The sequence below is a fragment of the Microbacterium sp. Se63.02b genome, from assembly GCF_014171575.1.
GTDB lineage: Bacteria > Actinomycetota > Actinomycetes > Actinomycetales > Microbacteriaceae > Microbacterium.
Genome location: NZ_CP050453.1, coordinates 3,812,454 through 3,836,265 on the forward strand (window position 1 = coordinate 3,812,454; position 23,812 = coordinate 3,836,265).

20 protein-coding genes and 3 pseudogenes are annotated in these 23,812 nt (G+C 68.2%); 4 read left to right on the plus strand and 19 right to left on the minus strand.

Annotation, left to right across the window (positions count from 1 at the left end; genetic code table 11):
• Positions 1 to 147 precede the first annotated feature (147 nt).
• The 15 genes and pseudogenes from G4G29_RS19035 to G4G29_RS19110 form a co-directional block, all read right to left on the minus strand.
• Positions 148 to 1,326 carry a DUF4185 domain-containing protein gene (locus tag G4G29_RS19035; RefSeq protein WP_183151206.1) on the minus strand — a complete coding sequence of 393 codons (1,179 nt, stop codon included), beginning with the start codon at positions 1,324 to 1,326 and terminating at the stop codon, positions 148 to 150.
• 168 nt (positions 1,327 to 1,494) lie between these two features.
• Positions 1,495 to 3,000, minus strand: coding sequence for an exo-alpha-sialidase (locus tag G4G29_RS19040; protein ID WP_183151207.1), 1,506 nt, complete (start codon positions 2,998 to 3,000; stop codon positions 1,495 to 1,497).
• Positions 2,943 to 3,982: pseudogene (locus G4G29_RS19045) on the minus strand (dihydrodipicolinate synthase family protein). Before G4G29_RS19045 ends, G4G29_RS19040 begins: the two are co-directional and overlap by 58 nt.
• A gap of 12 nt (positions 3,983 to 3,994) precedes the next feature.
• Positions 3,995 to 5,257, minus strand: coding sequence for an extracellular solute-binding protein (locus tag G4G29_RS19055; RefSeq protein WP_183151209.1), 1,263 nt, complete (start codon positions 5,255 to 5,257; stop codon positions 3,995 to 3,997).
• A 273-nt stretch (positions 5,258 to 5,530) separates the two neighbouring features.
• Complete coding sequence (locus G4G29_RS19060) at positions 5,531 to 7,024, minus strand: family 78 glycoside hydrolase catalytic domain (RefSeq protein ID WP_183151210.1); 1,494 nt, start codon at positions 7,022 to 7,024, stop codon at positions 5,531 to 5,533.
• Positions 7,021 to 8,013 carry an alpha-L-rhamnosidase N-terminal domain-containing protein gene (locus G4G29_RS19065; RefSeq protein ID WP_183151211.1) on the minus strand — a complete coding sequence of 331 codons (993 nt, stop codon included), beginning with the start codon at positions 8,011 to 8,013 and terminating at the stop codon, positions 7,021 to 7,023. The genes G4G29_RS19060 and G4G29_RS19065 overlap by 4 nt, the downstream gene beginning before the upstream one ends.
• A complete protein-coding gene (locus tag G4G29_RS19070) occupies positions 8,010 to 8,831 on the minus strand; it encodes a carbohydrate ABC transporter permease (RefSeq protein ID WP_183151212.1) in 822 nt (273 codons plus the stop codon). Before G4G29_RS19070 ends, G4G29_RS19065 begins: the two co-directional genes overlap by 4 nt.
• Positions 8,831 to 9,781, minus strand: coding sequence for a sugar ABC transporter permease (locus G4G29_RS19075; protein WP_183151213.1), 951 nt, complete (start codon positions 9,779 to 9,781; stop codon positions 8,831 to 8,833). Before G4G29_RS19075 ends, G4G29_RS19070 begins: the two co-directional genes overlap by 1 nt.
• Positions 9,778 to 10,467: a GntR family transcriptional regulator gene (locus G4G29_RS19080; protein WP_183151214.1), complete on the minus strand. Its 690-nt coding sequence runs from the start codon at positions 10,465 to 10,467 to the stop codon at positions 9,778 to 9,780. Before G4G29_RS19080 ends, G4G29_RS19075 begins: the two co-directional genes overlap by 4 nt.
• 218 nt (positions 10,468 to 10,685) lie before the next feature.
• Entirely contained in the window at positions 10,686 to 11,126 is a 441-nt protein-coding gene (locus G4G29_RS19085; protein ID WP_183151215.1) for a DoxX family protein, read from the minus strand.
• A gap of 192 nt (positions 11,127 to 11,318) precedes the next feature.
• On the minus strand, positions 11,319 to 11,732 hold the full coding sequence (locus tag G4G29_RS19090; protein WP_183151216.1) for a MerR family transcriptional regulator: 414 nt from the start codon (positions 11,730 to 11,732) through the stop codon (positions 11,319 to 11,321).
• A gap of 166 nt (positions 11,733 to 11,898) precedes the next feature.
• Positions 11,899 to 12,881, minus strand: a pseudogene (locus G4G29_RS19095) (DnaJ C-terminal domain-containing protein).
• Positions 12,882 to 12,888: 7 nt separating this feature from the next.
• On the minus strand, positions 12,889 to 13,542 hold the full coding sequence (locus tag G4G29_RS19100) for a nucleotide exchange factor GrpE (protein WP_183151217.1): 654 nt from the start codon (positions 13,540 to 13,542) through the stop codon (positions 12,889 to 12,891).
• A 2-nt stretch (positions 13,543 to 13,544) separates the two neighbouring features.
• The gene (gene dnaK, locus G4G29_RS19105) at positions 13,545 to 15,410 is read right to left on the minus strand and encodes a molecular chaperone DnaK (protein ID WP_183151218.1); all 1,866 of its coding nucleotides are present in this window, start codon (positions 15,408 to 15,410) and stop codon (positions 13,545 to 13,547) included.
• Positions 15,411 to 15,633: 223 nt separating this feature from the next.
• On the minus strand, positions 15,634 to 16,965 hold the full coding sequence (locus G4G29_RS19110; RefSeq protein ID WP_183151219.1) for an HNH endonuclease signature motif containing protein: 1,332 nt from the start codon (positions 16,963 to 16,965) through the stop codon (positions 15,634 to 15,636).
• Between the two features lie 167 nt (positions 16,966 to 17,132).
• Between G4G29_RS19110 and G4G29_RS19115 the strand changes: the two genes are divergently transcribed.
• Both G4G29_RS19115 and G4G29_RS19120 read left to right on the plus strand, forming a co-directional pair.
• On the plus strand, positions 17,133 to 17,933 hold the full coding sequence (locus G4G29_RS19115) for a MerR family transcriptional regulator (protein ID WP_183151220.1): 801 nt from the start codon (positions 17,133 to 17,135) through the stop codon (positions 17,931 to 17,933).
• Positions 17,934 to 18,379: 446 nt separating this feature from the next.
• A complete protein-coding gene (locus G4G29_RS19120) occupies positions 18,380 to 18,913 on the plus strand; it encodes a hypothetical protein (protein ID WP_210274207.1) in 534 nt (177 codons plus the stop codon).
• Here G4G29_RS19120 and G4G29_RS19125 read toward each other — a convergent pair.
• Complete coding sequence (locus G4G29_RS19125) at positions 18,876 to 19,337, minus strand: DUF3817 domain-containing protein (protein WP_183151222.1); 462 nt, start codon at positions 19,335 to 19,337, stop codon at positions 18,876 to 18,878. The two genes, G4G29_RS19120 and G4G29_RS19125, sit on opposite strands and share 38 nt — an antisense overlap.
• A 191-nt stretch (positions 19,338 to 19,528) precedes the next feature.
• Positions 19,529 to 20,164: a hypothetical protein gene (locus tag G4G29_RS23045; protein WP_244632213.1), complete on the minus strand. Its 636-nt coding sequence runs from the start codon at positions 20,162 to 20,164 to the stop codon at positions 19,529 to 19,531.
• On the opposite strand from G4G29_RS23045, the pseudogene G4G29_RS23050 reads away from it, so the two are divergent.
• Positions 20,127 to 20,270 (plus strand): annotated as a pseudogene (locus G4G29_RS23050) (helix-turn-helix domain-containing protein); the annotation flags it as partial. The gene G4G29_RS23045 and the pseudogene G4G29_RS23050 overlap by 38 nt on opposite strands.
• 119 nt (positions 20,271 to 20,389) lie before the next feature.
• On the opposite strand, the gene G4G29_RS19135 reads toward G4G29_RS23050, so the two are convergent.
• Positions 20,390 to 21,586 (minus strand): MFS transporter, encoded by a 1,197-nt coding sequence (locus tag G4G29_RS19135; protein WP_183151223.1) that lies wholly within the window; start codon positions 21,584 to 21,586, stop codon positions 20,390 to 20,392.
• Between the two features lie 767 nt (positions 21,587 to 22,353).
• Here G4G29_RS19135 and G4G29_RS23055 point away from each other — a divergent pair.
• Entirely contained in the window at positions 22,354 to 22,758 is a 405-nt protein-coding gene (locus G4G29_RS23055) for an RIO1 family regulatory kinase/ATPase (protein ID WP_244632214.1), read from the plus strand.
• Between the two features lie 100 nt (positions 22,759 to 22,858).
• Here the strand turns inward: G4G29_RS23055 and speB are convergent, their stop codons facing one another.
• Complete coding sequence (speB, locus tag G4G29_RS19145) at positions 22,859 to 23,806, minus strand: agmatinase (protein WP_183151224.1); 948 nt, start codon at positions 23,804 to 23,806, stop codon at positions 22,859 to 22,861.
• Positions 23,807 to 23,812: the final 6 nt, after the last annotated feature.

Consider the following 23,812-nt stretch of genomic DNA (forward strand, 5'->3'; position numbering starts at 1 on the left):
GGTCCTCCTCAGGACGTCACTCATCTTCGAGTCGTGCTGTGTCTCGGCTCCTGCCGATGGGTACCGACCAGCGCACGTCGATCCGCGGTGATCGGGTATGCGTCAGAGTAGGCGAAATCGATTTCATGCGCAAGAGTCGCCGGGGGCTCAGCCGTCTGCGGCGCGGTCGAGGTCCACCGCGAACCAGAACACGTTGTACGGGTCCCAGAGCGAGAGGGTGAAGTAGATCCGTCGCCCGTCGTCCGACACCTGGCGGGGATTCAGATACGGCGCATACAGCCCCGGATAGTCGCCGCCGTCGATCACCTCGATCGGCTCGCCCCACGGACCCCATGGCGTGATCCCCTCGCGGATGTATGCGTTCCCGGCATCCGAGTAGGTCATGACCCACCGTTCGAGGTACGTCGACCACATCACCGAGAGCTCGCCGATGGTCCCCTCGACGATGGTCTCCGCCTCGGCCATGTCATCACTCCAGCGCGGCCGCTCACCGTCGAGGCCGGCGTAGTAGGAGTAGGCGGACTGCTCCTCGACCGACTCCTCCGTCGCGGGGACGCGCATCAGCTTCACCTCACCGAACCGACCGGACGGGATCGCCCACAGGTAGATCCAGTCTTCCCCCGCCTCGGTCACGGGAGCGGCGGCGAACTGGACGAAGTTCGACTCTCCCGGCCATTCGACACCCTCCACCGGCTGCCAGCTCTGGCCGTCGTCTCGCGAGACGATGAGCGCGGAACGGCGGGAATCCCAGGCCCCGGGGTCGCCCCAGAAGCTCACCGACATGTAGGAGACGTAGATCGTGTCGCCGATCGCGAAGCCGGCGGTGGGGATCTTCGTCACCTCGCCGCTCCCGTCGTTCGCATCGTGATCGCCCTCGATCATCGGGGCGGCGAGACCGATGCCGTCGCTCACCCAGCCGTCGAAGAAGATGCCGTCCGAGGGGTCGTCGTCCGTGCTCCATGCGGCGACGTTCGAGCGCCACTGCCCGCCCTGGCCACCCGTGGCCCCCGGTGCACGCTCGCCGAAGGTGTCGCCGAAGAAGAAGAAGGTCTTGTCGCCGACGGTGGCCATCGACCCCAGGTCGGTGCCGGCGACGCCCACGGACTCGGTGTCGTTGATGGCCGCGGGACCGGTGAGCTGCGCGACCTCGGTGAGACCCGACACGCCCTCGAGGACGAACGGCTTGTCCTGATCGGTGTCGATGTCCACGGTGTCGTTGTTCGCGGTGCCACCGGAGCAGGCGGTGAGGCCGAGTGCGACGACAGCGGATGCCGCGACGGCGATCGGGCGCGGACGGCGGAGACGGCGGGCGGGGGTGTCGGACATGGTGCTCCTCGTCGAGCGGCGGATGAGATGCCGAATCTAGCGAAATCGATTTCAGATTGCTAGGGGCTCCGACCGCGAGGAACATCGACGCCCGCCGCCCGCCACCCTGCAGAAACGACGGATGCCGTGGGGTCTCCCCACGGCATCCGCACTCGGCTCGAGCAGGCGTCAGCCTCGGCCTCCCGTGACGTTGGTCCACCCGGAGGGCGCGGACCGCTCGCCCTCGCCGAACCGGTTCACCGCGGTGACCGTGACGCGGTAGCGCCCGGGGTGCACGTCCGCGAGTGTCGTGCTCGCCTCTTCGGCCGCGACCTCGACGCGGATCGTGCGCCCAGACGTCGCCACCGCTTCGACCACGTAGCCCGTGATCGCGGAGTCGCCCGCGTCGGCCGGCGCGGCCCATGTCACCTGCAGCGATCGGCCGGAGCCCACCGCCGTCGGCGAGGCCACCGCTCCCGGGACATCCCGCTGAGCGAGATCCTCGACCGGAACGCGCGTCAGCTCGACATCCTCCTTGTTCGTGCCGTACGAGACGTAGAGGTGGTCGCCCCAGAGGACGCTCTTCTGGTAGCTGTAGCCGAGGTTCTTGGACTTGCCTTCGTATCGGCGCGGCTGAAGATCGTTCGCGTCGCGCAGGACGTATCCGTCGTCGAACGTCTCTCCATCAGCGCTCAAGACGATGACCAGCGGGAAGCGGGTCTTCGTCCCGGTCAGGCTGCCGACGAGGTAGGCGGTGCCGTCGGGCAGGTTTCCCGCACTCTGCTTCGTGCGCGAATCCGGCACGTTCGTGACGACGGAGTCCGACCAGGTCGCACCGTCGTCCTCGCTGACGGAGGCGAGCTTGAGCATCGAGCTGCCACCCTGATCGCGGAACGTCATGACGATCGAGCCGTCCTCCCTGACGTGCCAGCTCGGCTCGAGCTCGCGCGACATCTCGTCGGGCAGATACGGCTGATTGTCGAACTCCCCCTGGGTCCATCCGGTCACTCCGAGGGGGTCGTCCGTGTAGTACGGCTTCACCTGCAACCCGGGCTGCACGTGGAACGCCGTGAGCACCCGGCCGCTGGGCAGCGCCTTGACGTCCTGCTCGATGATGCCGTCGACGGGCACGCCGTTCTGGTCTGTCACGCGCTGCGGCGCCGACCAGTTCACGCCGTCGGTGCTCGTGACGTACTCGGTGTATCCGCCGCGGGGCTTGAGAGCGGCCGGCCACACGTTGAGGTAGGCGACGAGGGTCTCCCCGTCGGTCCACCATCCTCCGTTGGAGGTGTAGCCGTCGGTGCGCGGCGCCGTGAGCGGAACAGGCTCGGACCAGACCTCGCCGTCGTCGCTGACGCTGTACTTCACGACGGTCTCCGGGGCGTCCTCGTCCAGCGCCGAGCTCTGCCACTGGGCGTACAGCTTTCCGCGGAACGGCAGCAGCACGGTCCCGTGGTTGAACTTGTCGTCCTGATCTCCTGGTTCGAAGATCGTGACGGTCTCGGCGTTCTCGGCCTGGGGCAACCCGAGCGAGATCAGGTCCGTGGTGTCGATGAGGCCGTCGACCACCCGGATCGGCGCGGACTCGTCGTCGGCGACGGCGGATCCGGCGAGACCGGCGACCAGCATCGCGGCGGTCAGCAGCGCACCCGCAGCGAGCGTTCGCCTGCGGGGTATGACGTGTGAGGGCAGCATTGCAACTCCTTTGTCGTGCGACGCCCGTCGTCGGACGCCGCGGTTTCAGTGAAAACGAGGGACGGCGCGTTCGAGACGCGCGAGCACCTCGGCGTCCGGCTCGGGGATGGGCATGCGCTTGCCCCCGACCGGGCGCCCGGCGAGGCGGTGGACGGCGCGCATGCGCGCGGGGATCCGTCCACGGCCTCGACGACCTCGTCGATGTCTGTCTGCAGTGTCGCGATGCGACCGGTGTCGTCCGCGAGAAGAGCGTCCCGCATTGCGACGAACGGCACCGCGAACGCCGATGCGACACCGGAGATCACCCCGTCCGCCCCCGCTCGTCCGGCGCGCGCGAAGTCGCCGTCCGCTCCGGTGTAGATCCGGAACCCCTCGGGCAGCCGTTCCCGGAACGACGAGATCAGGTCGAGCGATTCACCGCTCACCTTCACTCCGACGACTCCGGGCAGCTCTGCGAGACGGACGAGGAGATCGGCATCGACGGGGATGCCGGTGCGGGCCTCGAACATGTAGACGTAGACATCGAGTCCAGCGGCCTCCGACGCGACTTCGCGGAAGAAGTCGTAGACCTCGTCGGGTGTGGCTGGAAGGTAATAGGGGGTGAGGACGGCGATCTCCGTCGCGCCGGCGTCGCGTGCACCGCGGATGAGCTGCGACACCTCGAACCGGCTCGCCGCTCCCACGTGCACGATCACGCGCACGCCCGCCAGGATCTCCACCGACAGGCGCGCGACGGCGTTGCGCTCCTCGATCGACAGCGCGGGAACTCACCCGTCGTCCCCAGCACGAGCGCGCCCTGCACGCCGGACGCGGCGACGTATTCGAGGATCCGACGTGAACCGTCGAGGTCCAGCCCTCCGCTCTGATCGAACGAGAGGGGTACTGCGGTGATGATGTCGTGCGAGCGCATGGCGTTGGAGCTTCTTTCGAGCGAGGCGTGGAGGAGGACGGACGTCGGATGCAGGCGTTTCACCGCCTGCATCCGACGGAGGGGTCAGCCGGCGAACGCCTCGTCCATGGCGCGCAGCACGTCGTCGACGCTCGCCTGGTCCGAGAACAGCTGCTGGGTGCCGATGAACAGCGCCGACTGGGCCTTGGCGTTCGGCCAGCCCTGATCGGGCATCGGCGCCGTGTCGCCGGCGGCGATGATGTCGGCGGCGGACTGCATGACGGGGTCGAGCTCGACCTCGGCGTCGCTCAGCGCGGGGATGCCGGGGGCGGTCGCGAACCAGATCGCCGTCGCCTCGGGGGTCGCGAGCCAGTCGACGAAGTCCAGCGCGTTGACCTTGTTCTTCGCCGACTCGTTCACGGCGAAGCTCACGCCGATGCCGCGGGGGATCGACGTCGTGCCGGAGTCGTCTCCCGGCAGCGCGAAGAAGCCGAACTCGGTTCCCTCCGGCGCCGTCGAGGCGATCTGCGGGTACGAGGCCAGCACCTGCACGACGCCCACCGCGGCGCCCGAGTTCACGAGCGCATACGACGCCGTCACGTCGGTCCCGAGCGGGTCGTCGTTGAAGCACCCGGCGTCACTCATCTCCAGGTACTTGTCGAAGGCGTCACCCCAGCCCGACCCCGCGAAGGTCGCGGATCCGTCGGTGAGCTCGGCATCGAAGTCCGGGGCGTCGCCGTAGACGGTCGAGGCCACGAGCGCGTACGGGATGAGCTGGGTGACCCAGTCGGTCTGGATCCCGAGGGCGAACGCGACCTTGCCCGCGTCCTTCACATCGGCGCAGTAGTCGAGCAGTTCGCTGTAGGTCGTCGGCACCTCGAGGCCGAGTTCGGCCAGGGTGCCGGTGTTGTAGATGGTGCCGACCGCGTCGAGCTTCGACGGCAGCCCGTAGGTCTTCCCGTCGATCTGCAGCGTCTCGGCAGTACCTTCGTCGACCGCGTCGACCCAGGGCCGGTCCGACAGGTCGGCGAGGTATCCGGCGCCCTGCAGGACGTCGATCGCGCCGGGGTTGCCGCCGCCGGCCCATACGGTGAACACGTCGGGCGCGGTGCCGCTGGAGAGCTGCGTGCGCACGGTGGTCTGGAACTGGGAGGTGTCGGCGACGGTCAGGTTCACGTCGAGTCCGGTCTTCTCCTCATACGCCTCGACGACGGCCTCCATCGGCGCCTGGTTGTTCGAGGTGGTCGCGATGGTGAGCGCGTCGGTGGGCTCGTCCGGCGACGCCGCCGGTTCCGACGACGAGCAGGCCGCGAGGCCGACGGCCGCGACGGCGACACCGGCGACGATGGCGATGTTACGCAGATTCATGGTGGATAAACTCCAATGCAGGAAGGGGGCGGGAGCCCCCGGAACAGGTGTGAGCGGGGTATCGGGGGTCATCCGGCCGGGAAACGGAAGGTGAAGGTTCCGGATTCCAGCCGCAAGCGGATGCTCCCCTGGCCGTGGTCCATCAGGGTGACGCCTTGCGAGTGCGTCGTGTTCTCGCCTCCTTCCGTGATCTCGGATGCCGTGCGGCAGGGAAGCTCGGCGACGGCAGGCGTCCCGGGGGGAACCGTGACCGTCCAGGTGATGTCCGCGCCGTCACGGCGCCAGGAGCTCGACCCGTCCGCGTGGCGTCTCGAGCGCCCCCTGCGCGTGGGTGAGGAAAGGGTCGAACCGCGGCGAGAGCGTGAGGTCGCGGTAGCCTGCGGAATCGCTCTGCTGCGTGATGCCGAGGATCCCCGACAGGAACCACTGCCCGACGGAGCCGAGCGAGTAGTGGTTGAAGCTGTTCATGCGAGCCGACTGGAACCCGCGCTCGGGCGTCCATCCGTCCCAGCGCTCCCAGATCGTCGTGGCGCCGTTGCGCACCGAGAACAGCCACGACGGGTAGCGGTCGTTGTGGAGCAGGCGGAACGCGAGATCCTCCCGCCCGATCTCGGCGAGCACGGGGCAGAGCAGACCGACGGTCACGAACCCCGTCGTCAAGGACACGTCGCGGCGGAGCACGGATTCCACCAGCTTCTCCGCGATGCGGTCGCGCTCGGCGTCGTCGCGGTGGAGCCCGAACGACAGTGCGAGCAGATACCCGCCCTGCGTGTCGCCGGCGACCGTGCCGTCCGCGGCGATGAAGGACGACCCGAACGCGGCGACGATCCGCTCCCGCAGCTCGTCGATGCCGTCGGCCTCGTCGTCCCTGCCGACGAGTCGGAGGGTGCGTGCGGTGAGGTCGGCGCTGTGCGCGAAGTACGCCGTGGACAGCACGTCCTTGCGCGTCTCCTCGCCGATCTGCAGCCAGTCGCCGTAGTCGTTGCCGACCTGTGCGCGCCAGATGAGGGAGGGGTTGTGCCGTTCGACGTGTCGCACCCACGCGATCATGGAGTCGGCCGCCTCCTCCAGCACCGTCAGGTCGCCTGTCGCGCGATGGATGTGCCACGGGATCGTGACGCCGCCGTCTCCCCACGCCGGAGCGCCCTCGCGGAGATGGATGAGGTGCGGCGCGATGTCGGGGAACGCCCCGTCGTCGTTCTGCGCGCTGCGCACGTCGCGCATCCATCGCCGCAGGAGCGGTCCGACGTCGGCGATGGCGAGGGCCGTCGGCGCGAACACCTGGGCGTCGGCGAGCCAGCCCAGGCGCTCGTCCCGCTGGGGGCAGTCGGTCGGTATGGACACGAAGTTGCCCCGGAGCCCCCAGCAGATGTTCTGGAAGAGACGATCGAGCGGGGCGTCCGACGACGAGAAGTCGCCGAGGAACTCGACGTCGTTGTGCAGCACGACGGCCTCGACGTCGCCCGCGTCCAGCGGCCCTTCCAGCCCGGTGATCTCGGCGAACCGGAACCCGTGCAGGGTGAACCGCGGTTCGAAGACCTGCTCCGTCTCCCCGTTGGTCCAGAACACGTCGACGGGCTCGGCGGTTCGCAGGTTCGCGGTGTACAGCTCGCCGTGGTCGAGCACTTCGGCGTGATCGAGCTGGATCCGCGTGCCCGCGGCCTGCCCCCGCACGGTCAGCCGCACGCGGCCGACGAGGTTCTGCCCGAAGTCGACGATGTGGCGCCGCTCCCCGACCTCCTCGACCGAGACCGCCGGCAACGTCACGGTCGCCCTGACCCCCGGGTCCACCTCGGGGTGAGCCGATCGACATCGGTCCCCACGACCACCGCCGACGACCAGTCGGAGATGTCGGTGTCGGGAAGGTGCCAGTCGGGCTGGGCGCGACGGGAGTCCTCGTACTGTCCCATCAACAGGTCGGCGTAGAGGATCTCACTCGCGGTCTCGCGCCAGGACTCATCCGTGGCGACGAGCGACCGACCGCCGTCCGGGGCGTCCATCGTCAGCTGCGCGAGGAGAGCCGGTTCCGTGCCGTAGTGCTGGGCCTGGTGCCGACGGTCGGTGCCGATGAATCCCACGTACCAGCCGTCTCCGAGCAGGGCGGCGATGCTGTTGCGGCCAGGACGCAGGTGTTCCGTCACATCCCACGACTGGTAGGTGATCCGATCCCGATACTCGGTCCAGCCCGGGGCCAGCTCGTCGGTGCCCACGCGGTGGCCGTTGACATACAGGCGGTAGATGCCCTGTGCCGAGGCGTGCACCTTCGCCACCGCCGGTACGACGTCGAGGTCGAAATGACGGACGAACCGTCGTACCGGCTGGAGCTTGTTCACGGTGAAGCTGATGTCCGTGTCCTGCGGCGGCAGAGCGACGTGCCGGTACACCGGGTTGCGCCCGATCCATGCCGCAGCCCATTCGTCGGGATGGACGATCCCGGTCGCGAACGCGGCGACGCGCTCGACCACCGCACCGGTCTCGTCTTCGACGGTGAGCGTCCAGTCGTAGTCCAGGGACGACGCGAGCGGGGCTCCTCCGTAGCGGACGCCGATGGTCTCCGCCGACTCGACACGGCCGGAGTCCCAGGCCCGTGCGCTGCCTCCTCCCGGCAGGCGCGCGGCGACGACGACGCGATACGCGGTCTGCCGCGCACCCCTCCGGTCGGAGCGCAGGCGCCACGAGAACACCGGTGCCGCGACGATGCCCTGCGGCGCGTCCTGACCGTCGGCGCGCAACGCATAGGGTTCGAACCCGCTCATCCCTTCAGCCCGCCGGCGAAGCCCTGGATGATCTGCTTCTGCATGAGGAAGTAGACGAGCAGTACGGGGACCACGCTGATCACGAGACCGGCGAACACGACCGGCCAGTTCGACACGAACTGCCCGACGAACGCATACAGCGCGACGGTGACGGTCTGCTGCGGAGTGCCGCTCAGGTAGAGCAGCGGCACGAGGAAGTCGTTCCACACCGCGATCGCGTTCAGGATCACCACGGTCCCGGTGATGGGGCGCAGGAGGGGGAAGACGATGCTGAGGAACGTGCGGAACGTGCCGGCGCCGTCGATCGCCGCCGCTTCCTCGTAGTCGCGGTCGAGTGTGCGCAGGAACCCGGTGTACAGGAAGACCGAGAACGGCACCTGGCTGCCCGTGTAGAACAGGATCAGCGAGGCGAGCGAGCCCAGCAGGCCGAGGTCGCGCATCGTCTGGTAGAGCGGGATGAGCGCGACCTGGAAGGGGATCATCATGCCCGCGAGCACGATCCAGAACAGTGTCGTCGACAGACCGGACATGACCCGAGCCAGCGGATACGCAGCCATCGACGAGATCGCCACGATGAGAACGACGCTGGTCACGGTGACGATCGCGCTGTTGAGGAGCGCGGTCCCGAGACCCGCTTGATTCCAGGCCTGCACGAAGTTGTCGAACGTGGGCTGTGCGGCGGGGACGAGCGGCGACGAGGAGTCGTTCGCCGAGCGCAGCGACATGTTCACCAGGATGTACACCGGGAAGACGAAGATCAGCGCGACGCCGATCATCAGGACCTCGCGGGCGAAGACGCCCTTCGTGTAGCGGAACATCAGTCATTCCCCTTCCGGGACAGACGCTGCTGGCCGACGGAGAAGATCGCGACCACCACGGCGAGCACGAGTGCGAGCGCGATGCCGTAGCCGAACTCGTTGAACTGGAACGCCGACTTGTAGAGCAGCGTCGAGAGGGTCTCGGTCGAGCCGCCAGGCCCGCCGGCGGTGAGGACGAACACCTCGGTGAACATCTTCAGGCCGCCGATGATCGTGAGCATCACGTTGATCGCCGTGGCGGGGGCGAGCAGGGGCCAGGTGACCGACCAGAACCGGCGCCACGCGCCCGCACCGTCGACGGCCGCGGCCTCGTTCACCTCCTGCGGGATGGACTGGAGCCCTGCCAGGTAGATCACCATCGAGTAGCCGGCGTGCTGCCAGACCACCATCATCACGATGGAGAACGCCGCCCAGAACGGATCGCCGAGCCAACTGGGCGCGAGGTCGCCGAGACCGACGCCGTCGAGGACGCTGTTGACCGCGCCGTCCGGTGTCAACATGAACTTCCACAGGTACGCCACCACGACCGGTGTGATGACGACGGGCGCGAAGAACAGCACACGCAGGAAGTTGCGGGACTTCAGCCCCGAGTTGACGCCGAGCGCGAGCAGCAGGCCGATCCCGTTCTGCAGCACCGTCACCGCGAAAGCGAAGATCAGCGTCATCTTGAGCGCCTCGAGCGAGCTGTCGCTCGTGAAGATGCGCACGAAGTTCGCGAAGCCGACGAAGTCGTAGTTCTGAGACAGTCCGTCCCAGTCGGTGAACGCGAGCACGGCGCCGCGGATCGACGGCACGATGACCGCGAAGCCGTAGAACAGCAGGGCAGGGATCGCGAGGAGGAGCAGGGTCTTCGACTGCGCGACGCCGACGAAGCGCCGACGTGGACGAGGGGTTTCTTCGACGGGCTCCGCGTGCACGGGTCCGGCCTCTCTCGCCTCGAGGATGCTCATGAGGCGAGGCCTCTCGCCGAGGCGGTGTCCGGTCCGATGAGGGCCTGGACGGCGTGGCTCATCCGTCCCCGCGCGCCGTCGAGGTGCTCGCGGAGCTCGGCGCGCACCTTCTCACCGTCGCCCTCCTCGATGAGGTCGAGCAGGCGTCCGTGATCGTGGGCCGACGGGTGCAGGTCGACGTCTTCCTCGACCGTGAGCTGCATGAGACTGGCGAAGACCGGTTCGTAGGCCTCCCACACGTCGATCAGGCGACGGTTCCCGCCCACGCGGTAGAGGAGGGCGTGGAAGCGCATGTCGGCGTCGGCGAAGTCCGCAGCCGCCGAGCGGTCGGCGCACGCCACCATCTCCTCGACGATCTCGCGTCCGATCCGGAGCTGATCCGGCGTCGCCTGAGCGATCGCACGGGTCACGGCGACGAGTTCGATGGACTCGCGCAGCTCGTAGAGGTCGTCGATGTCGCTCTCGCTGAGTCCGACCACGAAGAAGCCCCGCCGTCGCGACTCGACGAGTCCTTGTGACTCGAGCAGACGCAGCGCATCGCGCACGGGTCCTCGGCTGACGTCGTACTCCGCGGCCACGGAGTCTTCGACCAGGTGCGTGCCCGGTTGCAGTTGTCGCCGCACGATCTGATCGCGCAGCACCGCTGCCAGCTGGTCTCCGAGCGCCGGCGCTCGGGTAGGCCTCATCGTGACCACTGCGTCACCCCTTCGTGTACCGTTAACGATCGACAGTTAACTGGAATCGATTTCAGAAGTCAACTCGGCGCACGAAAAGCCCCGCCTCACGAGAGCGAGGCGGGGCGGCGCGGCCCGATGACAGGCGCGGGTTCCGCTCAGCCAGTCCGGCGACGGGGGTTCAGCTCAGCCAGACAGGCGCGGTCCAACTCAGCCGGGCCGGCGGGGTTTCAGCTCAGCCAGGCCGGCGCTCGACCGCGGAGGAAGGCACCGTCGACCGAGAACCGCCCTGCGCCGGTGAACGCGAGCGCGAGCGCTGCAGCGCCGAGCACGGCGACGAACTCGTACCCACCTTCGCCCACCCAGAGACCGGCGGGCAGGTGTACCGCGACGAGGGCGACGATCATGTCGATCGCGAGCAGGATGCCCACCGGACGGGTGAAGAGTCCGAGCATGAGCAGGAGGCCGCCGATGAGCTCGACGAAGGCGACGATCGGCGCCGCGATCTCGGGCAGCGGGATCCCCATGCCCGCGAAGCTGCCGATCGTTCCGGGCAGCGTGAACTCGAAGATCTTCTGCGCACCGTGTGCGGCGAAGATCGCGCCCGCCACGACGCGCAGGATCAGCAGTCCCAGCGAGGGTGCGGACGAGGAGGCTTTGGTGTTCGTCATGAGGAGTTCTTCCTTCGTGGCAGGACACCCGCGCGCCAGGCGCGGAGCAGGGTCGTTCCCTGCGTCCACGCTAGGAAGCGCACTTTTCCATCTGCTGTGGGCCTGCGCCCCTCGCCTCGCCTCGCGTCGCCCACGGGAGGGCCCCATCGCGGAGCGGGGAAGTGCCGCAACCCGAGGAAGCGGATTCCCGACCTACGCGGTGCCGCGCGGATCCCAGAGCACGACGTCGGTGGAGCGGCGGATGCGGCGGCCGCTCGGCACGGGCACGACGCCCGCTGATCCCGCGGCGAACACGCGCACGCCCGGACGATTCTCGCGCTCGGTGCGCAGGGCGCTCTCGAGCACCGCGATGCGCCCCCGCAGCATCCTGTTCTCGTCTTCGAGGTCGAGCAGACGGGCGATCGCCGGAAGACTCATGCCTTCGGAGGAGAGCTGGGCCACCTCGCGCAACTGCTCGATGTTCCGAGGTGAGTAGCGGCGGGAACCACCGGTGGTGCGTCCTGGTACCACGAGTCCGATGCGGTCGTACTGCCGGAGGGTCTGCGGGTGGAGGCCCGAGAGCTCTGCCGCGGCCGCGATCGCGAACACGGGCGTGTCAGCGTTCATCACAGGCTCTTCTCTCCACTCCTGCTTCCTGCTCCACGTGCTGCTTCCGCACGCGCTGCTCCGCCGCCCGCGCACGCAGGCAGAAACGCCGGATCAGGCACATTCCTCTCGGAACGGCCTGATCCGGCGCGAACGCCTGCGTCGACGCGGGGGCAGCAGAGGTCGATCATCGCCGCGCTTTCGCCATGAGCTCGGCCCGCGGGTTCTCCGTGGGTTCGAGCTCCTGGAACTCTCCAGCGCCTCACGTGCGGCGTCGTCGAGGTGCGTCGGCACCGCGACCTGGAGTTCGGCGAGCAGATCGCCGGTGCCCTTCGCCGTCGCGACGCCTCGCCCCTTGACGCGCAGCACACGCCCGGAGGGAGTGCCGGGTGCCACGCGGAGCTTGACCACGTCGCCCCCGAGCGTCGGGACCTCGATCGTCGCGCCGAGGGTCGCCTCGGTGAACGTCACGGGCACCACGACGCGAAGGTTGAGCCCGTCGCGCGTGAAGACCGGATGCGGGCGCACCGTGATCTGCACCACGATGTCGCCGTTCTCCCCGCCGTCCGGCGACGGGCGGCCGCGGCCGCGCAGACGGATCTTCTGCCCATCCGCCACACCCGCGGGGATCTTCACCTTGAACGGCTTGCCGTCTTCGCCCTGCAGGGAGATGGTCTCGCCCTGCACGGCCGTCGCGAAGTCGAGCGTGGTGCGAGCCGTGACATCGGCGCCGCGCTGTGGACCGCCGAAGCCGCGATAACCGCCGCTCGGCTGCCCGAAGCGTCCGCCGCCGAAGCTCGCGCCCTGACCCTGGTTGAACATCGCGAAGATGTCTTCGAAGTCGGCGGTCTGCCCCCGACCCTGCTGGCCGAAACGGCTGAACACGTCTTCGAACCCGCCCGCGCCCTGGCCACTCGCCGTGAAGCGAGCGCCGGAGCCCATGGCACGGATCTCGTCGTACTCCTTGCGCTGTTCCGCGTCGGAGAGCACCGAGTAGGCCTCGCTGATCTCCTTGAACTTCGCTTCCGCCTTGGCATCACCCTGATTGGAGTCCGGGTGGTACTTCCGTGCGAGCTTGCGATACGTCTTCTTCAGATCCGCATCGCTGACGTCCTTGGAGACCCCGAGGGTCTTGTAGAAGTCCTTGTCGAACCAATCCTGGCTGGCCATCGATCACCTACTCCGCAGGAACGGCGACGACGACCTTCGCGGGACGCAGCTCGACGTCACCGAGGCGGTAGCCCACCTCGACGACCTCGAGCACCGTGGTCTTCTCGGCGCCGGGGGTCGGCTGCTGGAAGATGGCCTCATGGCGCTGGGGGTCGAATTCCTCGCCCTTCTCGCCGTAGGCCACCACTCCGAGACGCTCGACCACCGCACGCACCTTGTCGGCGATCACGGCGAAGGGCGTGCCCTCCACCAGATCACCGTGCTGGGCTGCACGATCGAGGTCGTCGAGCACGGGGACCAGGCCCTTGGCGGCCTCGCCCTTCGCCCGCTCGATCTCGACCTGCCGCTGTTCTTCGGTGCGACGACGGTAGTTGGCGTACTCGGCCTGCAGTCGCTTGAGGTCGTTCAGCAGAGTGGACTCGAGGTCGGCGAGCACGGCGTCTTCGGCCGCGGCCTCGCCGGTCTGGGTCGCGCCGAGGATGTCGTCGACCGTCAGGTCGTCGGGAGCGCCGTCTGCCGGGGTCTCGTCCGAGCCCTCGGCGGCCTGCGCATCACGGGAATCCTGGTGCGGCACGGGGCCGGATGCCTGAGCATCCGACCCCTCGCTGCGACCTTCGGCGGACTCAGGATTCTGGTTCTCGTCGAAGTTCTTGTCGGTCATGGTTACTTCTTCTCGTCCTCGTCGTCGACGACCTCGGCGTCGATGACGTCTTCCTCGGAGGAGGGGGCGTCACCGGTCGGGGCCTCGCCGTCAGTCGGAGCACCGGCAGCGGCATCCGCCTGCGAGGAGGCGTAGATGGCCTCGCCGAGCTTGGACTGCGACTGGTTGAGCTTGTCGAACGCGGTCTTCACGGCCTCGTCGTCGTCGCCGGCCAGCGCCGTCTTGAGCGCGTCGACGTCGGCCTTGACCTCGGTCTTCACGTCTTCGGGCAGCTTGTCGTCATTCTCGGTGATCAGCTTGTCGATCGAGTACGCGAGCGTCTCGGCCTGGTTGCGGACTTCGGCGGCCTCGCGGCGTGCCTTGTCTTCAGCGGCGTGCTCCTCGGCCTCGCGCACCATGCGCTCGATGTCTTCCTTCGACAGCGACGAGCCGCCGGAGATGACGATCGACTTCTCGGTGCCGGTGCCCTTGTCCTTGGCGGACACGTGCACGATGCCGTTGGCGTCGATGTCGAAGGTGACCTCGATCTGCGGGATGCCACGGGGAGCCGGGGCGATGCCGGTCAGCTCGAACGTGCCGAGCGGCTTGTTGTCGCGCGTGAAGTCACGCTCACCCTGGAAGACCTGGATCGCGACGGACGGCTGGTTGTCGTCTGCCGTGGTGAAGGTCTCGCTGCGCTTGGTCGGGATGGCCGTGTTGCGCTCGATGAGCTTGGTCATCATGCCGCCCTTGGTCTCGATGCCGAGGCTCAGCGGGGTGACGTCGATGAGGAGGACATCCTTGCGCTCGCCCTTGAGGACACCGGCCTGGAGGGCGGCGCCGACGGCGACGACCTCATCCGGGTTGACACCCTTGTTGGCGTCCTTGCCGGTCTCGCGCTTGACGAGCTCGGCGACCGCGGGCATACGGGTCGATCCACCGACGAGCACGATGTGGTCGATCTCGGACACCTTGATGCCGGCTTCGCGGATGACATCCTCGAACGGCTTCTTGGTGCGGTCGAGGAGGTCCTTCGTGAGGTCCTCGAACTTCGCACGGGTGATGGTCTCGGACAGCGACACCGGGCCGGACTCCGTCAGCGACAGGTACGGCAGGTTGATGCTGGTCGAGGTCGAGGAGGAGAGTTCCTTCTTCGCCTGCTCCGCAGCCTCCTTGAGACGCTGCAGGGCGATCTTGTCACCCGAGACGTCGACGCCCGTGGTCTCCTTGAACTGCTTGATCAGGTAGTCGACGAGACGCTGGTCCCAGTCGTCTCCACCGAGGCGGTTGTCACCCGCGGTCGAGCGCACCTGGATCGTGGAGAAGTCGTCGTCCTTGCCCACCTCGAGCAGCGAGACGTCGAATGTTCCGCCACCCAGGTCGAAGACCAGGATGAGTTCGTCTTCCTTGCCCTTGTCGAGGCCGTAGGCCAGAGCGGCCGCGGTCGGCTCGTTGATGATGCGCAGGACGTTGAGTCCCGCGATCTCGCCGGCTTCCTTGGTGGCCTGACGCTCGGCGTCGTTGAAGTACGCGGGAACGGTGATGACAGCGTCGGTCACCGTGTCGCCGAGGTAGGCCTCGGCGTCGCGCTTGAGCTTCATGAGGATGCGCGCGGAGATCTCCTGCGGCGTCCACTTCTTGCCGTCGACGTCGAAGGTCCAGTCGGTGCCCATGTGGCGCTTGACGGAAGCGATCGTCCGGTCGACGTTGGTGACGGCCTGGCGCTTCGCGGTCTCACCGACGAGCACCTCCCCGTCTTTGGTGAAGGCCACGACCGAGGGGGTCGTGCGGAAGCCCTCGGCGTTGGCGATGACCTTGGGCTCGCCGCCCTCGAGGACGCTGACGACGGAGTTGGTGGTTCCGAGGTCGATACCGACAGCACGTGCCATGTGTTCTCTCCTTTGTTGGAAGTTCTTTTACAGAAGTTCGTGTGGCGCAGAAGTCCGCGTTGCACGGAATTCCGCGGCGACCAGGGAAACCTGAGTCGCGATGACTCAACTGTACGCTCGCCCATCGCACGTGTCAAATCGACTTGATACGAGTCGACTCAAGTTTGCCGACACGGACCCAGAGACCCTCTGCGCCCGGTCGGAAATGCGCTGAGGCTGCGAATCAGAAGGGCGCCGGGGCGTGCTCCTCCACGAAGGTGACCGTGTTCTGGGGCTGCTCCCGATCGACATAGACCCTGCCCGTCGGACTCGTCCAGGCATAGGCACCGTCGCCGAGCACCTCGACGACCCACGGGGAATGGTGCTTGAGCACGTGATGGCGGCGGCAGAGGTGACCCAGATTTCGCGCGGCGGTCGGCCCGCCGCGGGCGGCATCGTGATGGTGGTCGATGTCGCAGTCGCGGGCGGCGTGCCCGCAGGCGGGGAACCGGCAACGTTGATCTCGGGCTCGCAGATGCCGTTTCAATTCGGAACCAGGACGGTAGCGATCGACCGCGAGGAGCGCGCCAGTGATCGGGTGCGTGAGGATCCGATCCCATCCGGACACCGCACCTGCAAGAGCCTTCGCCGAGGCGGCGTCGATCGGCGTACGCCCGTCGAGTTCGGCCGGCATTGCACCCTCTCCCATCAGCGTCGTGACCGGAACGGTGACCGACACCGAACCGCGGATCGCGGCGAGGAGACCGTCGCTCGTGTCATGGCCCGCCGGAGCACCGGTGAGCAGCAAGTCGAGAGCGAGGTCGGCGCGGATCTGCGCGACGGTACGCTGATCCGCCTCCTCCTGTTCCTGCACTGGATCCTGATCCTGATCCTGCTCCTGCTCCTGGTCCGAGGCCTGCTCCAGGGGTTCCGGCTTCTGCACGGTCTGCGCCATCTGCGTCAATCGCTCGAACGCACCGTGGACGAGCGCGGACGGCCCGAGCAGACCGAGTTGCGACATGCCATCGCCGACTTCTTTCACCCAGACGGACCGCTTCTCTCGCGCATCCCTGTGCCGCTCGTCGACCGACCGGGACTGGAAACGCTCCGCGACCCGCCGCCCATGCCGCGACACCCGGTTCGGGGATTCCGATTCGGCGAAGGGGACCATCTCGGCGGAGTATGCGTCGCGATCGGCTGCGTCTTCCAGATGCTCTGCCGCATCGCAGATAGCCCGCCCATGTGCGGCGCTGATCCGGCCGGCTCCCTGGGCGGCCCATACCAGCGGAAAGCGCTCGACCCGCCACACCGCCTCCGTCATCCGCGCCTGCAGTGTGCGGTCGCTCACGCGCAGCGCCGCCGCCATCTCGGCCGCGACCGTGCGAGCCGCGAGGTCGCCGAAATCGGGATGGTCCGCTTCGTCGGCCACCTGCAGCGCGAGCCGGGAACCGACTGCGAGAACGCCGTCGCGCGCGGCCTGCAGACTGCTGATCGTGCGCTCCAACCCGACGAGCATGTCGGCGAGCTCGGCAAGCGTCTTCACCTGCTCGACCGTCGCGTCCGCCAGTGCTGCCATACCTCGAGTCAATCAGGGACCACCGACATTCAAAGTGCCAGATCAGGGGTCGAAAACGTAATATCGATATACGGTCGCGGAGGTTCCACAACTCGCCGCGATATCGATCCGCACATCCCGAAAGCGATACTTGACCCTGACACTGTGGCAGACGGGAGAACAGAGACATGTTGTCCATCGGAGCGTTCGCACAGATCGGCCAGGTGACCCACCGGATGCTCCGGCATTGGGACACAGCCGGGCTGCTCGTGCCCGCCCACGTGGACGAGTTCAGCGGATACCGGTCCTACGACCCCTCTCAACTGGAACGACTGCATCGGATCGTCGCCCTGCGCCAGCTGGGTTTCGGACTCGATGACATCTCGTCGATCCTCGAGCGGGGCGTCGATGCCGATCGCATCGCCGCCCTGCTGCGCATCCGTCGCGCCGAGGTCGAGCAGGAGCACCGGATCGCCGCCGAGAGACTCGTCGACGTGGAACGGCGTCTCCACCTCATCGAAAGAGAGAACCACATGTCCCCGATCGAGATCATCGAGAAGCCCCTTCCCGCGGTGCGTCTGGCGGCGATCCGCACGACCGTCGCGGACCAGCCATCGGTCGCCGGCGTCGTCGGCCCCGCGTTCGACACGGTCGCGGAGATCATCGGCGACGACCATTCCCTGTCCACCCCGATCGCCCAGTACGAGACACTCGACGACCGGCTCCAGGTGACCGTCGGCTACACCTACTCCGGCCCGGCCCACGACGGGTTCGAGATCATCGAGCTGCCCGCCGCGGATCAGGCCGTCTGCGGCATCCACCTCGGGTCTATGGACCACATCGACGAGAGCTGGCAGGCCATCCACTCCGAGATACTCGCCCGCGGTCTGGTGCACGACGGCCCGTGCAGGGAACTGTACGTCCGTGCGATCGGCGACGACCAGTCGGACTGGGTGACCGAACTGCAGCAGCCGGTGCGGCGCGGCTGAGCCCGTGACCCGCGGCTGAGCCGGACGGCCTGCCGACGCCACGACGATCCGCCGAGGGTATGACGATTCGCCGACCGATCACCGTGGATCCGTCGGGGAATCGTCGTCACCTCAGGGAATCGTCCCCTCGGGGAATCGTCGTCACCTCAGGGAATCGTCCCCTCGGGGAATCGTCGTCACCTCAGGGAATCGTCGTCACCTCAGGGAATCGTCGTCACCTCAGGGAATCGTCACCGCCGCGAGCGCGACCCCGTTAGGCTGACCGGCATGACGCGCTCCGCCCGCATCCCCGGTTCCTGGCCGCGACAGCGATCGCGGCGGTCGCCCTCGTGTCCTTGAGCGGGTGCCTGTACTCGCAGATCCCGGAGACCGCTCCTTCTTCCGCGCCTTCCTCGGAGAGCGGGGACCCGTCGGAGGCGCCGACCGAGAGCGCACAGGGATCGACGTTGACCTTCGAAGAGGGGCTCGACCTCGCGAGCGACACCTACATCGAGTGGGGCGACGGCTTCCTGGCCGACGAGCGATGGGAGACCGTCTCCCCGGACGACGGCAACGGCGGCTGGACGTACGGGACGGCCGACGGCACCTGCACCGTGCGGTTCTGGCAGGGCCACCTGACCGATGTGCCCGTCGTCGACGGCGATGACAGCGCGTCGTCGGACGCGATCCTCGGCGTCTTGCTGGAGACCCCGACTGCGGACATCACTCCCGTCGCGACCACCGGCGAGTTCAGCTACATGGCCGGCGGCAGCGGCGGGGTCGAGATGCGCCAGGTCAGCGCGGTGGAGGGCTCCCGCTCCTGGCTCATGGCCGCGCGCGTTCACGCAGACCGGGGTCGGCCTCTACACGATCGTGGACTGCACGGCCAACGACGCCGAGAAGATCATGGACGACGTCAACGAGGCGAACGCGATCGTCGTCACGCCGTGACCGGAGGCGGCCTCACTTGCCGCCGGGAGGTCCGATCAGCAGCAGGATGACATAGAGCGCGACGATGCCGACGGCGAGCAGCACCGCGAGCACCCAGGGACGCTGCAGGAACCAGCGCATCACACGGTCGTACCAGCGGCGATCACGCGGATCATCGGTCTGCTCGAGACGCCAGGCCCCCTCGAGGCGGCCGGAGCGATGCAGCCAGATCTCGGTCGGGATGGTGGCGTACGGGATCACGGCGCTCGCGACGGCGAGGACGCCGACACCGAGGTGCCAGCGCTGATTGAGCGCGACGAGGATCGCGGTCGCCGCGTAGGCGAGGAACACGAAACCGTGGATGCCGCCGCCGACGGTCACCACCACCCCCGGAGCGCCGACGGCGCGGGCGATGATCGCGCCGATCAGGATCGTCCAGGTGATCGCCTCGGCGATCGCGAGAACACGGAAAAGACGGTCGGGGGTACGGAACACGGGACTCCTCGGGTGGGGTCCTTCCACCGTATCCGGAGGCCCCTACCCGTTCGAATCAACCGAATGGTTGAACCTGTCGGAATATCAAGCATCGCGACGGCGTTGCCGAAGGCATGGTGACAGTGGATGCGGACGCGCTCTCGCAGGTGCTCGGATCCGTCGACCTGCGCGTCGGCATCGGCCGGCGCGCCTCACTGCCGGCGGGAGGGCTGCTGCCGATCCCCACCGACACCATCACCCTGGTCTACATCGTGCACGGCGGCGTGGTCGGGCATCCTCCGCTCGGCGAGGGCTGCCATCTCGACGTCGACCCGGGGTCTCGGCGTCTCACGCTCGACCCCCTGGCCCGGCACGACGCGCTCGTCGCCGGCGACGCCTTCCTCACGCTCGGCGGATCGCCGTTCGTGCTCGAAGCCCGCGACGACACGAGCCTCATGATCGCCGACATCCAACTCGCCGATGCCACGTCGCCGCTGCCCGCCCTGCTGCCGCCTTTCCTCACCGTCACCGGCTTCGACGCGATCGAGCCTGCGGCTGCCGCCCTCGCCCTGAACATGGGCGTCATCGATCACTCCCCAGAAGCCCGCCCGCCAGGGCGACCCCATCATCTGCCGCATGATGGCGACGACCGTGCTGCTGTCCGTCATCCGGGCATGGGCGGCGAACGGATGCGCGCCGACGGGCTGGCCCTCACTGTCGACCGACCCGTTCCTCGACCGTGTGGTCGATGCCATCCGCGAGGAACCGGGCCGCGACTGGACGGTCGAGCGTCTCGCCGCGATCAGCGCCATGTCGAGGTCGACCTTCGCCGAGCGGTTCCGCAGCACGGTCGGCCGCTCCCCCGCCGACTATGTCACCGAGGTGCGCATCGACGCCGCGAAGCGGATGCTCGAGGCCGGACGCTCCGTGTCGGAGGTCTCCCGCGAACTGGGCTACGCCTCCGACGAGGGTTTCAGCCGCGCGTTCCGACGCCGCACCGGGCTGACCCCTCGTCGTGGCGCCTGGCGAATCGGACGCCGATCCCCGCCTGACGCCGCCGTCCGGCACGGCCGTCACCCCCTGCTGCTCACTCGGTTCGACGCTCCGAACAGCACCGCACCGGCGAGAAGCGCGACGGCGCCGATCACGTACACCAGCTCGACGTTCAGCGTGTCGACGAGCAGGCCGCCGATACCGGCCGCGAGCGTGATGGCGCCCTGGAACCCGACGACCACGAGACTGCCGCCCGCCTCGAGCCGGTCGGGCATGCGGTGCCCCACCCAGGTGTTCACGACGATCAGCCAGGACGAGAAGAAGAAGCCCCACACGACGACGACGATGCCGACACCGACGATCGATCCGGAGAACAGGATCATCGACAGGACCGACACGGCGATGACGAGGGGAGCGAACACCGCGAAGAACACGAACGTGCGGTCGATCACGAGCCCGATCGCGATGTTGCCCAGGAGCCCACCGACGCCGAACAGCGCGAGCAGCACGACGATGGTCGAGGCGTCGACCTCGGGGATCCGCTCGAGAGCCAGGCGCACGTAGGTGTAGGCGAGGAAGTGCCCGAGCACCACGAGCACGTGCCCGACCATGCCGAGCCCGATGCCCGGTCGACGCAGTGTGTCGACGAGCAGGCGCAGACTCGACGCGCGCTCCGCCGGCACCGACGGCAGCGCCAGTCGCAGCACCACCGAGAGCAGCACCATGAGCACGCCCGCGATCGCGAACACCATCCGCCAGTCGACGAGCTCCGCGAGCATGACGCCCAGCGGCACGCCGGCCACGGTCGCGAGCGAGACACCGGCCGAGGTGAACATCACGCCGCGCCCGAGGTTCTCAGAACCGGCCAGCCGCGCGGCGACCGTGATCGACATCGCCCAGAAGGCGCTGATCGCCGCCCCCAGCAGGAAGCGCGCCAGCAGCACGATGATCAGATTCGGAGCGATCGCGACGATCAGGTTCGACACCGCTGCGGCGAGCGCCATCCACACGAGCAGCGACCGACGGTCGAGACGCGGGAAGATGAGGCCGATCGTCGGAGCCACCAGGAGTCCGACCAGTGCCGTGACCGTCACCGTCTGCCCGGCCTGACCGGGAGTGACCCCGAGTCCGTCGGCCATCTCGGTGAGCACGCCGTTCGGGAGGAACTCGGCCGTGACCAGCAGAAAGCCCATCATCATCAGGACGATCAGTCCGCCGTAGCGGATGCGGGCGGCAGCAGTGGGCGGCACTGTGGGAACGGGCGCTGTCGTGGTCATGGTTCCACGCTCGCAGCATCCGGATGCCGTCGCCCGACCAGGCGTCTGCCGCATCCGACCATTCGTCCGGAGCTGACTCGACCTGGACAAGCTCGCGACGGACCCCCTAGGCTCGACGACGCACCGGGACGAGCCCGGGAAGCCCGAGCGGAAGGAGCCGATGACATGAACACGGTCATTGTCGCGCTCACCGCCGACCACCTTCCCTTCGAGGCCACCCGCTCCTGATCCTGGCGTGGCCTCCCGCTCACGGAGCCACACCTTGTCTGATCACTTCGCTTCCTCGGAAGCAGCGTCCTTCGACGCGACCTCGTCCTCTCTCCACTCTCGCTCGTTCGATGCGACCCGCTTCGACGCCCTCGAGACCGAGCTCTCCTTCGCCGACGTCGACCCCGGCGAGGGGCAGCGGTGGTCCACCTGGCCCGCGATCACCCCGTCGGAGCGCGGTCCGGAGCCGTGGCCGGCGTGGGTCGTGACCTCGGCCGGCGCCCTCGACACCGAACGCGGCATCCTCAAGACCGGGAAGGAGGCCGACGTGTTCCTGCTCGAACGCGCCGTGCCCGGTGACCCCGCTCAGAGCACGCTGCTCGCGGCGAAGCGCTATCGCAGCGCGGAGCATCGCAGCTTCCACCGGTCGTCCGTCTATACGGAGGGCCGCAGCACCAGGAACACCCGCGACACCCGGGCTCTCGCCAAGAAGTCGGACCACGGTCGCGAGGTGGGCGGCGGCGCAGTGGTCGTTCGCCGAGTTCACGGCGCTGTGCCGGATGTGGGAGCGGGGTGCACCCGTCCCCTACCCCGTGCAGGTGAACGGCACCGAGGTGCTGATGGAGTTCCTGGGCGACGCCGACGGCACGGCAGCGCCGAGGCTCGCCCAGGTACGCAGCGACCGGACAGAGCTGCAGGAGTACTACGCGCAGGTCGTCGACCTGATGCGGATCTTCGCCGCGTCCGGGTTCGGCCACGGCGACCTGTCGGCCTACAACCTCCTCGTGCACGAGGGCAGGGTGCGGGTGATCGATCTGCCGCAGATCGTCGACATCATCGCCAACCCGCAGGGGCTCGATCTGCTGCACCGCGACTGCGTGAACATCTGCGACTGGTTCGCCCGGCGCCGGGTCGACTGCGACGCCGAGAACCTGTTCGCCGAGCTCGTCGCGGCGCTGTACTGACCCGAGTCCCTCCGGCCGGCTGTCGGCGCACTCTCTGTCGGCGAGCCGGCCCCAGAACGACAGAGAATGCGACGGGAGCGGGGTGGCGGAAAGACAGGGATCAGGCGGCGAGGCGGGCGGCCAGCAGCGTCACGAGCTCGTAGACGACGTGGCTCGCGGCGATGCCCGTCATCTGGGCGTGGTCGTATGCGGGCGACACCTCGACCACGTCAGCGCCGACGATGTTCTGCGATGTCAGCGCGCGCAGGATCCGCAGCAGCTCGCGGCTCGTGAGCCCACCCGCCTCCGGGGTGCCTGTGCCGGGCGCGTGCGCCGGGTCGAGCACGTCGATGTCGATCGATACGTACAGCGGCTTGTCGCCGATGCGCTGCAGGATGCGGGCGATGCCGGCCTCGACCCCGTGCTCCTCGATGTACTCGCTCGACACGATCGAGAAGCCGAGGCGCTCGTCGTCCTCGAGGTCCTGCTTCGAGTACAGAGGTCCCCGGGTGCCGACGTGACAGCTCGCGGTGAGGTCGATCAACCCCTCCTCGCTCGCGCGGCGGAAGGGCGTGCCGTGCGTGATGGGCGCGCCGAAGTAGGTGTCCCACGTGTCGAGGTGCGCATCGAAATGCAGCACCGCCACCGGACCGTGCTTCGCGGCGACCGCCCGCAGCAGCGGCAGGGCGATCGTGTGGTCGCCGCCGATCGTGACGATGCGCTGCACCTGCTCGCCGAGCGCCAGCGCCGCACGCTCGACCTCGGTCACGGCCTCGGTGAGGTCGAAGGGGTTGACCGGGATATCACCGGCATCCACCACCTGGGCGACCTGGAACGGCGACACGTCCTGAGCAGGGTTGTACGGTCGCAGCAGACGCGACGACTCGCGCACGTGCGACGGACCGAAGCGCGTGCCGGGGCGGTAGCTCACACCGGAGTCGAACGGGATGCCGACGACCGCGATGTCGGCGCGGGGAACGTCTTCGATCCGCGGCAACCGCGCGAAGGTCGCGATGCCGGAGTAGCGGGGGTTCACAGACGCGTCGATGGGGCCCACGTTCTCGGTCATTGCTCG

Coding starts and splice junctions, on each gene's coding strand:
- G4G29_RS19040 (WP_183151207.1), bottom strand. CDS start 3,000: ATGCTGCCCTCACACGTCATACCCCGCAGGCGAACGCTCGCTGCGGGT.
- G4G29_RS19075 (WP_183151213.1), bottom strand. CDS start 9,781: ATGAGCATCCTCGAGGCGAGAGAGGCCGGACCCGTGCACGCGGAGCCC.
- G4G29_RS19090 (WP_183151216.1), bottom strand. CDS start 11,732: ATGAACGCTGACACGCCCGTGTTCGCGATCGCGGCCGCGGCAGAGCTC.
- G4G29_RS19080 (WP_183151214.1), bottom strand. CDS start 10,467: ATGAGGCCTACCCGAGCGCCGGCGCTCGGAGACCAGCTGGCAGCGGTG.
- G4G29_RS19100 (WP_183151217.1), bottom strand. CDS start 13,542: ATGACCGACAAGAACTTCGACGAGAACCAGAATCCTGAGTCCGCCGAA.
- G4G29_RS19055 (WP_183151209.1), bottom strand. CDS start 5,257: ATGAATCTGCGTAACATCGCCATCGTCGCCGGTGTCGCCGTCGCGGCC.
- speB (WP_183151224.1), bottom strand. CDS start 23,806: ATGACCGAGAACGTGGGCCCCATCGACGCGTCTGTGAACCCCCGCTAC.
- G4G29_RS19135 (WP_183151223.1), bottom strand. CDS start 21,586: ATGACCACGACAGCGCCCGTTCCCACAGTGCCGCCCACTGCTGCCGCC.
- G4G29_RS19110 (WP_183151219.1), bottom strand. CDS start 16,965: ATGGCAGCACTGGCGGACGCGACGGTCGAGCAGGTGAAGACGCTTGCC.
- G4G29_RS19115 (WP_183151220.1), top strand. CDS start 17,133: ATGTTGTCCATCGGAGCGTTCGCACAGATCGGCCAGGTGACCCACCGG.
- G4G29_RS19035 (WP_183151206.1), bottom strand. CDS start 1,326: ATGTCCGACACCCCCGCCCGCCGTCTCCGCCGTCCGCGCCCGATCGCC.
- dnaK (WP_183151218.1), bottom strand. CDS start 15,410: ATGGCACGTGCTGTCGGTATCGACCTCGGAACCACCAACTCCGTCGTC.
- G4G29_RS23055 (WP_244632214.1), top strand. CDS start 22,354: ATGTGGGAGCGGGGTGCACCCGTCCCCTACCCCGTGCAGGTGAACGGC.
- G4G29_RS19065 (WP_183151211.1), bottom strand. CDS start 8,013: ATGAGCGGGTTCGAACCCTATGCGTTGCGCGCCGACGGTCAGGACGCG.
- G4G29_RS19085 (WP_183151215.1), bottom strand. CDS start 11,126: ATGACGAACACCAAAGCCTCCTCGTCCGCACCCTCGCTGGGACTGCTG.
- G4G29_RS19070 (WP_183151212.1), bottom strand. CDS start 8,831: ATGTTCCGCTACACGAAGGGCGTCTTCGCCCGCGAGGTCCTGATGATC.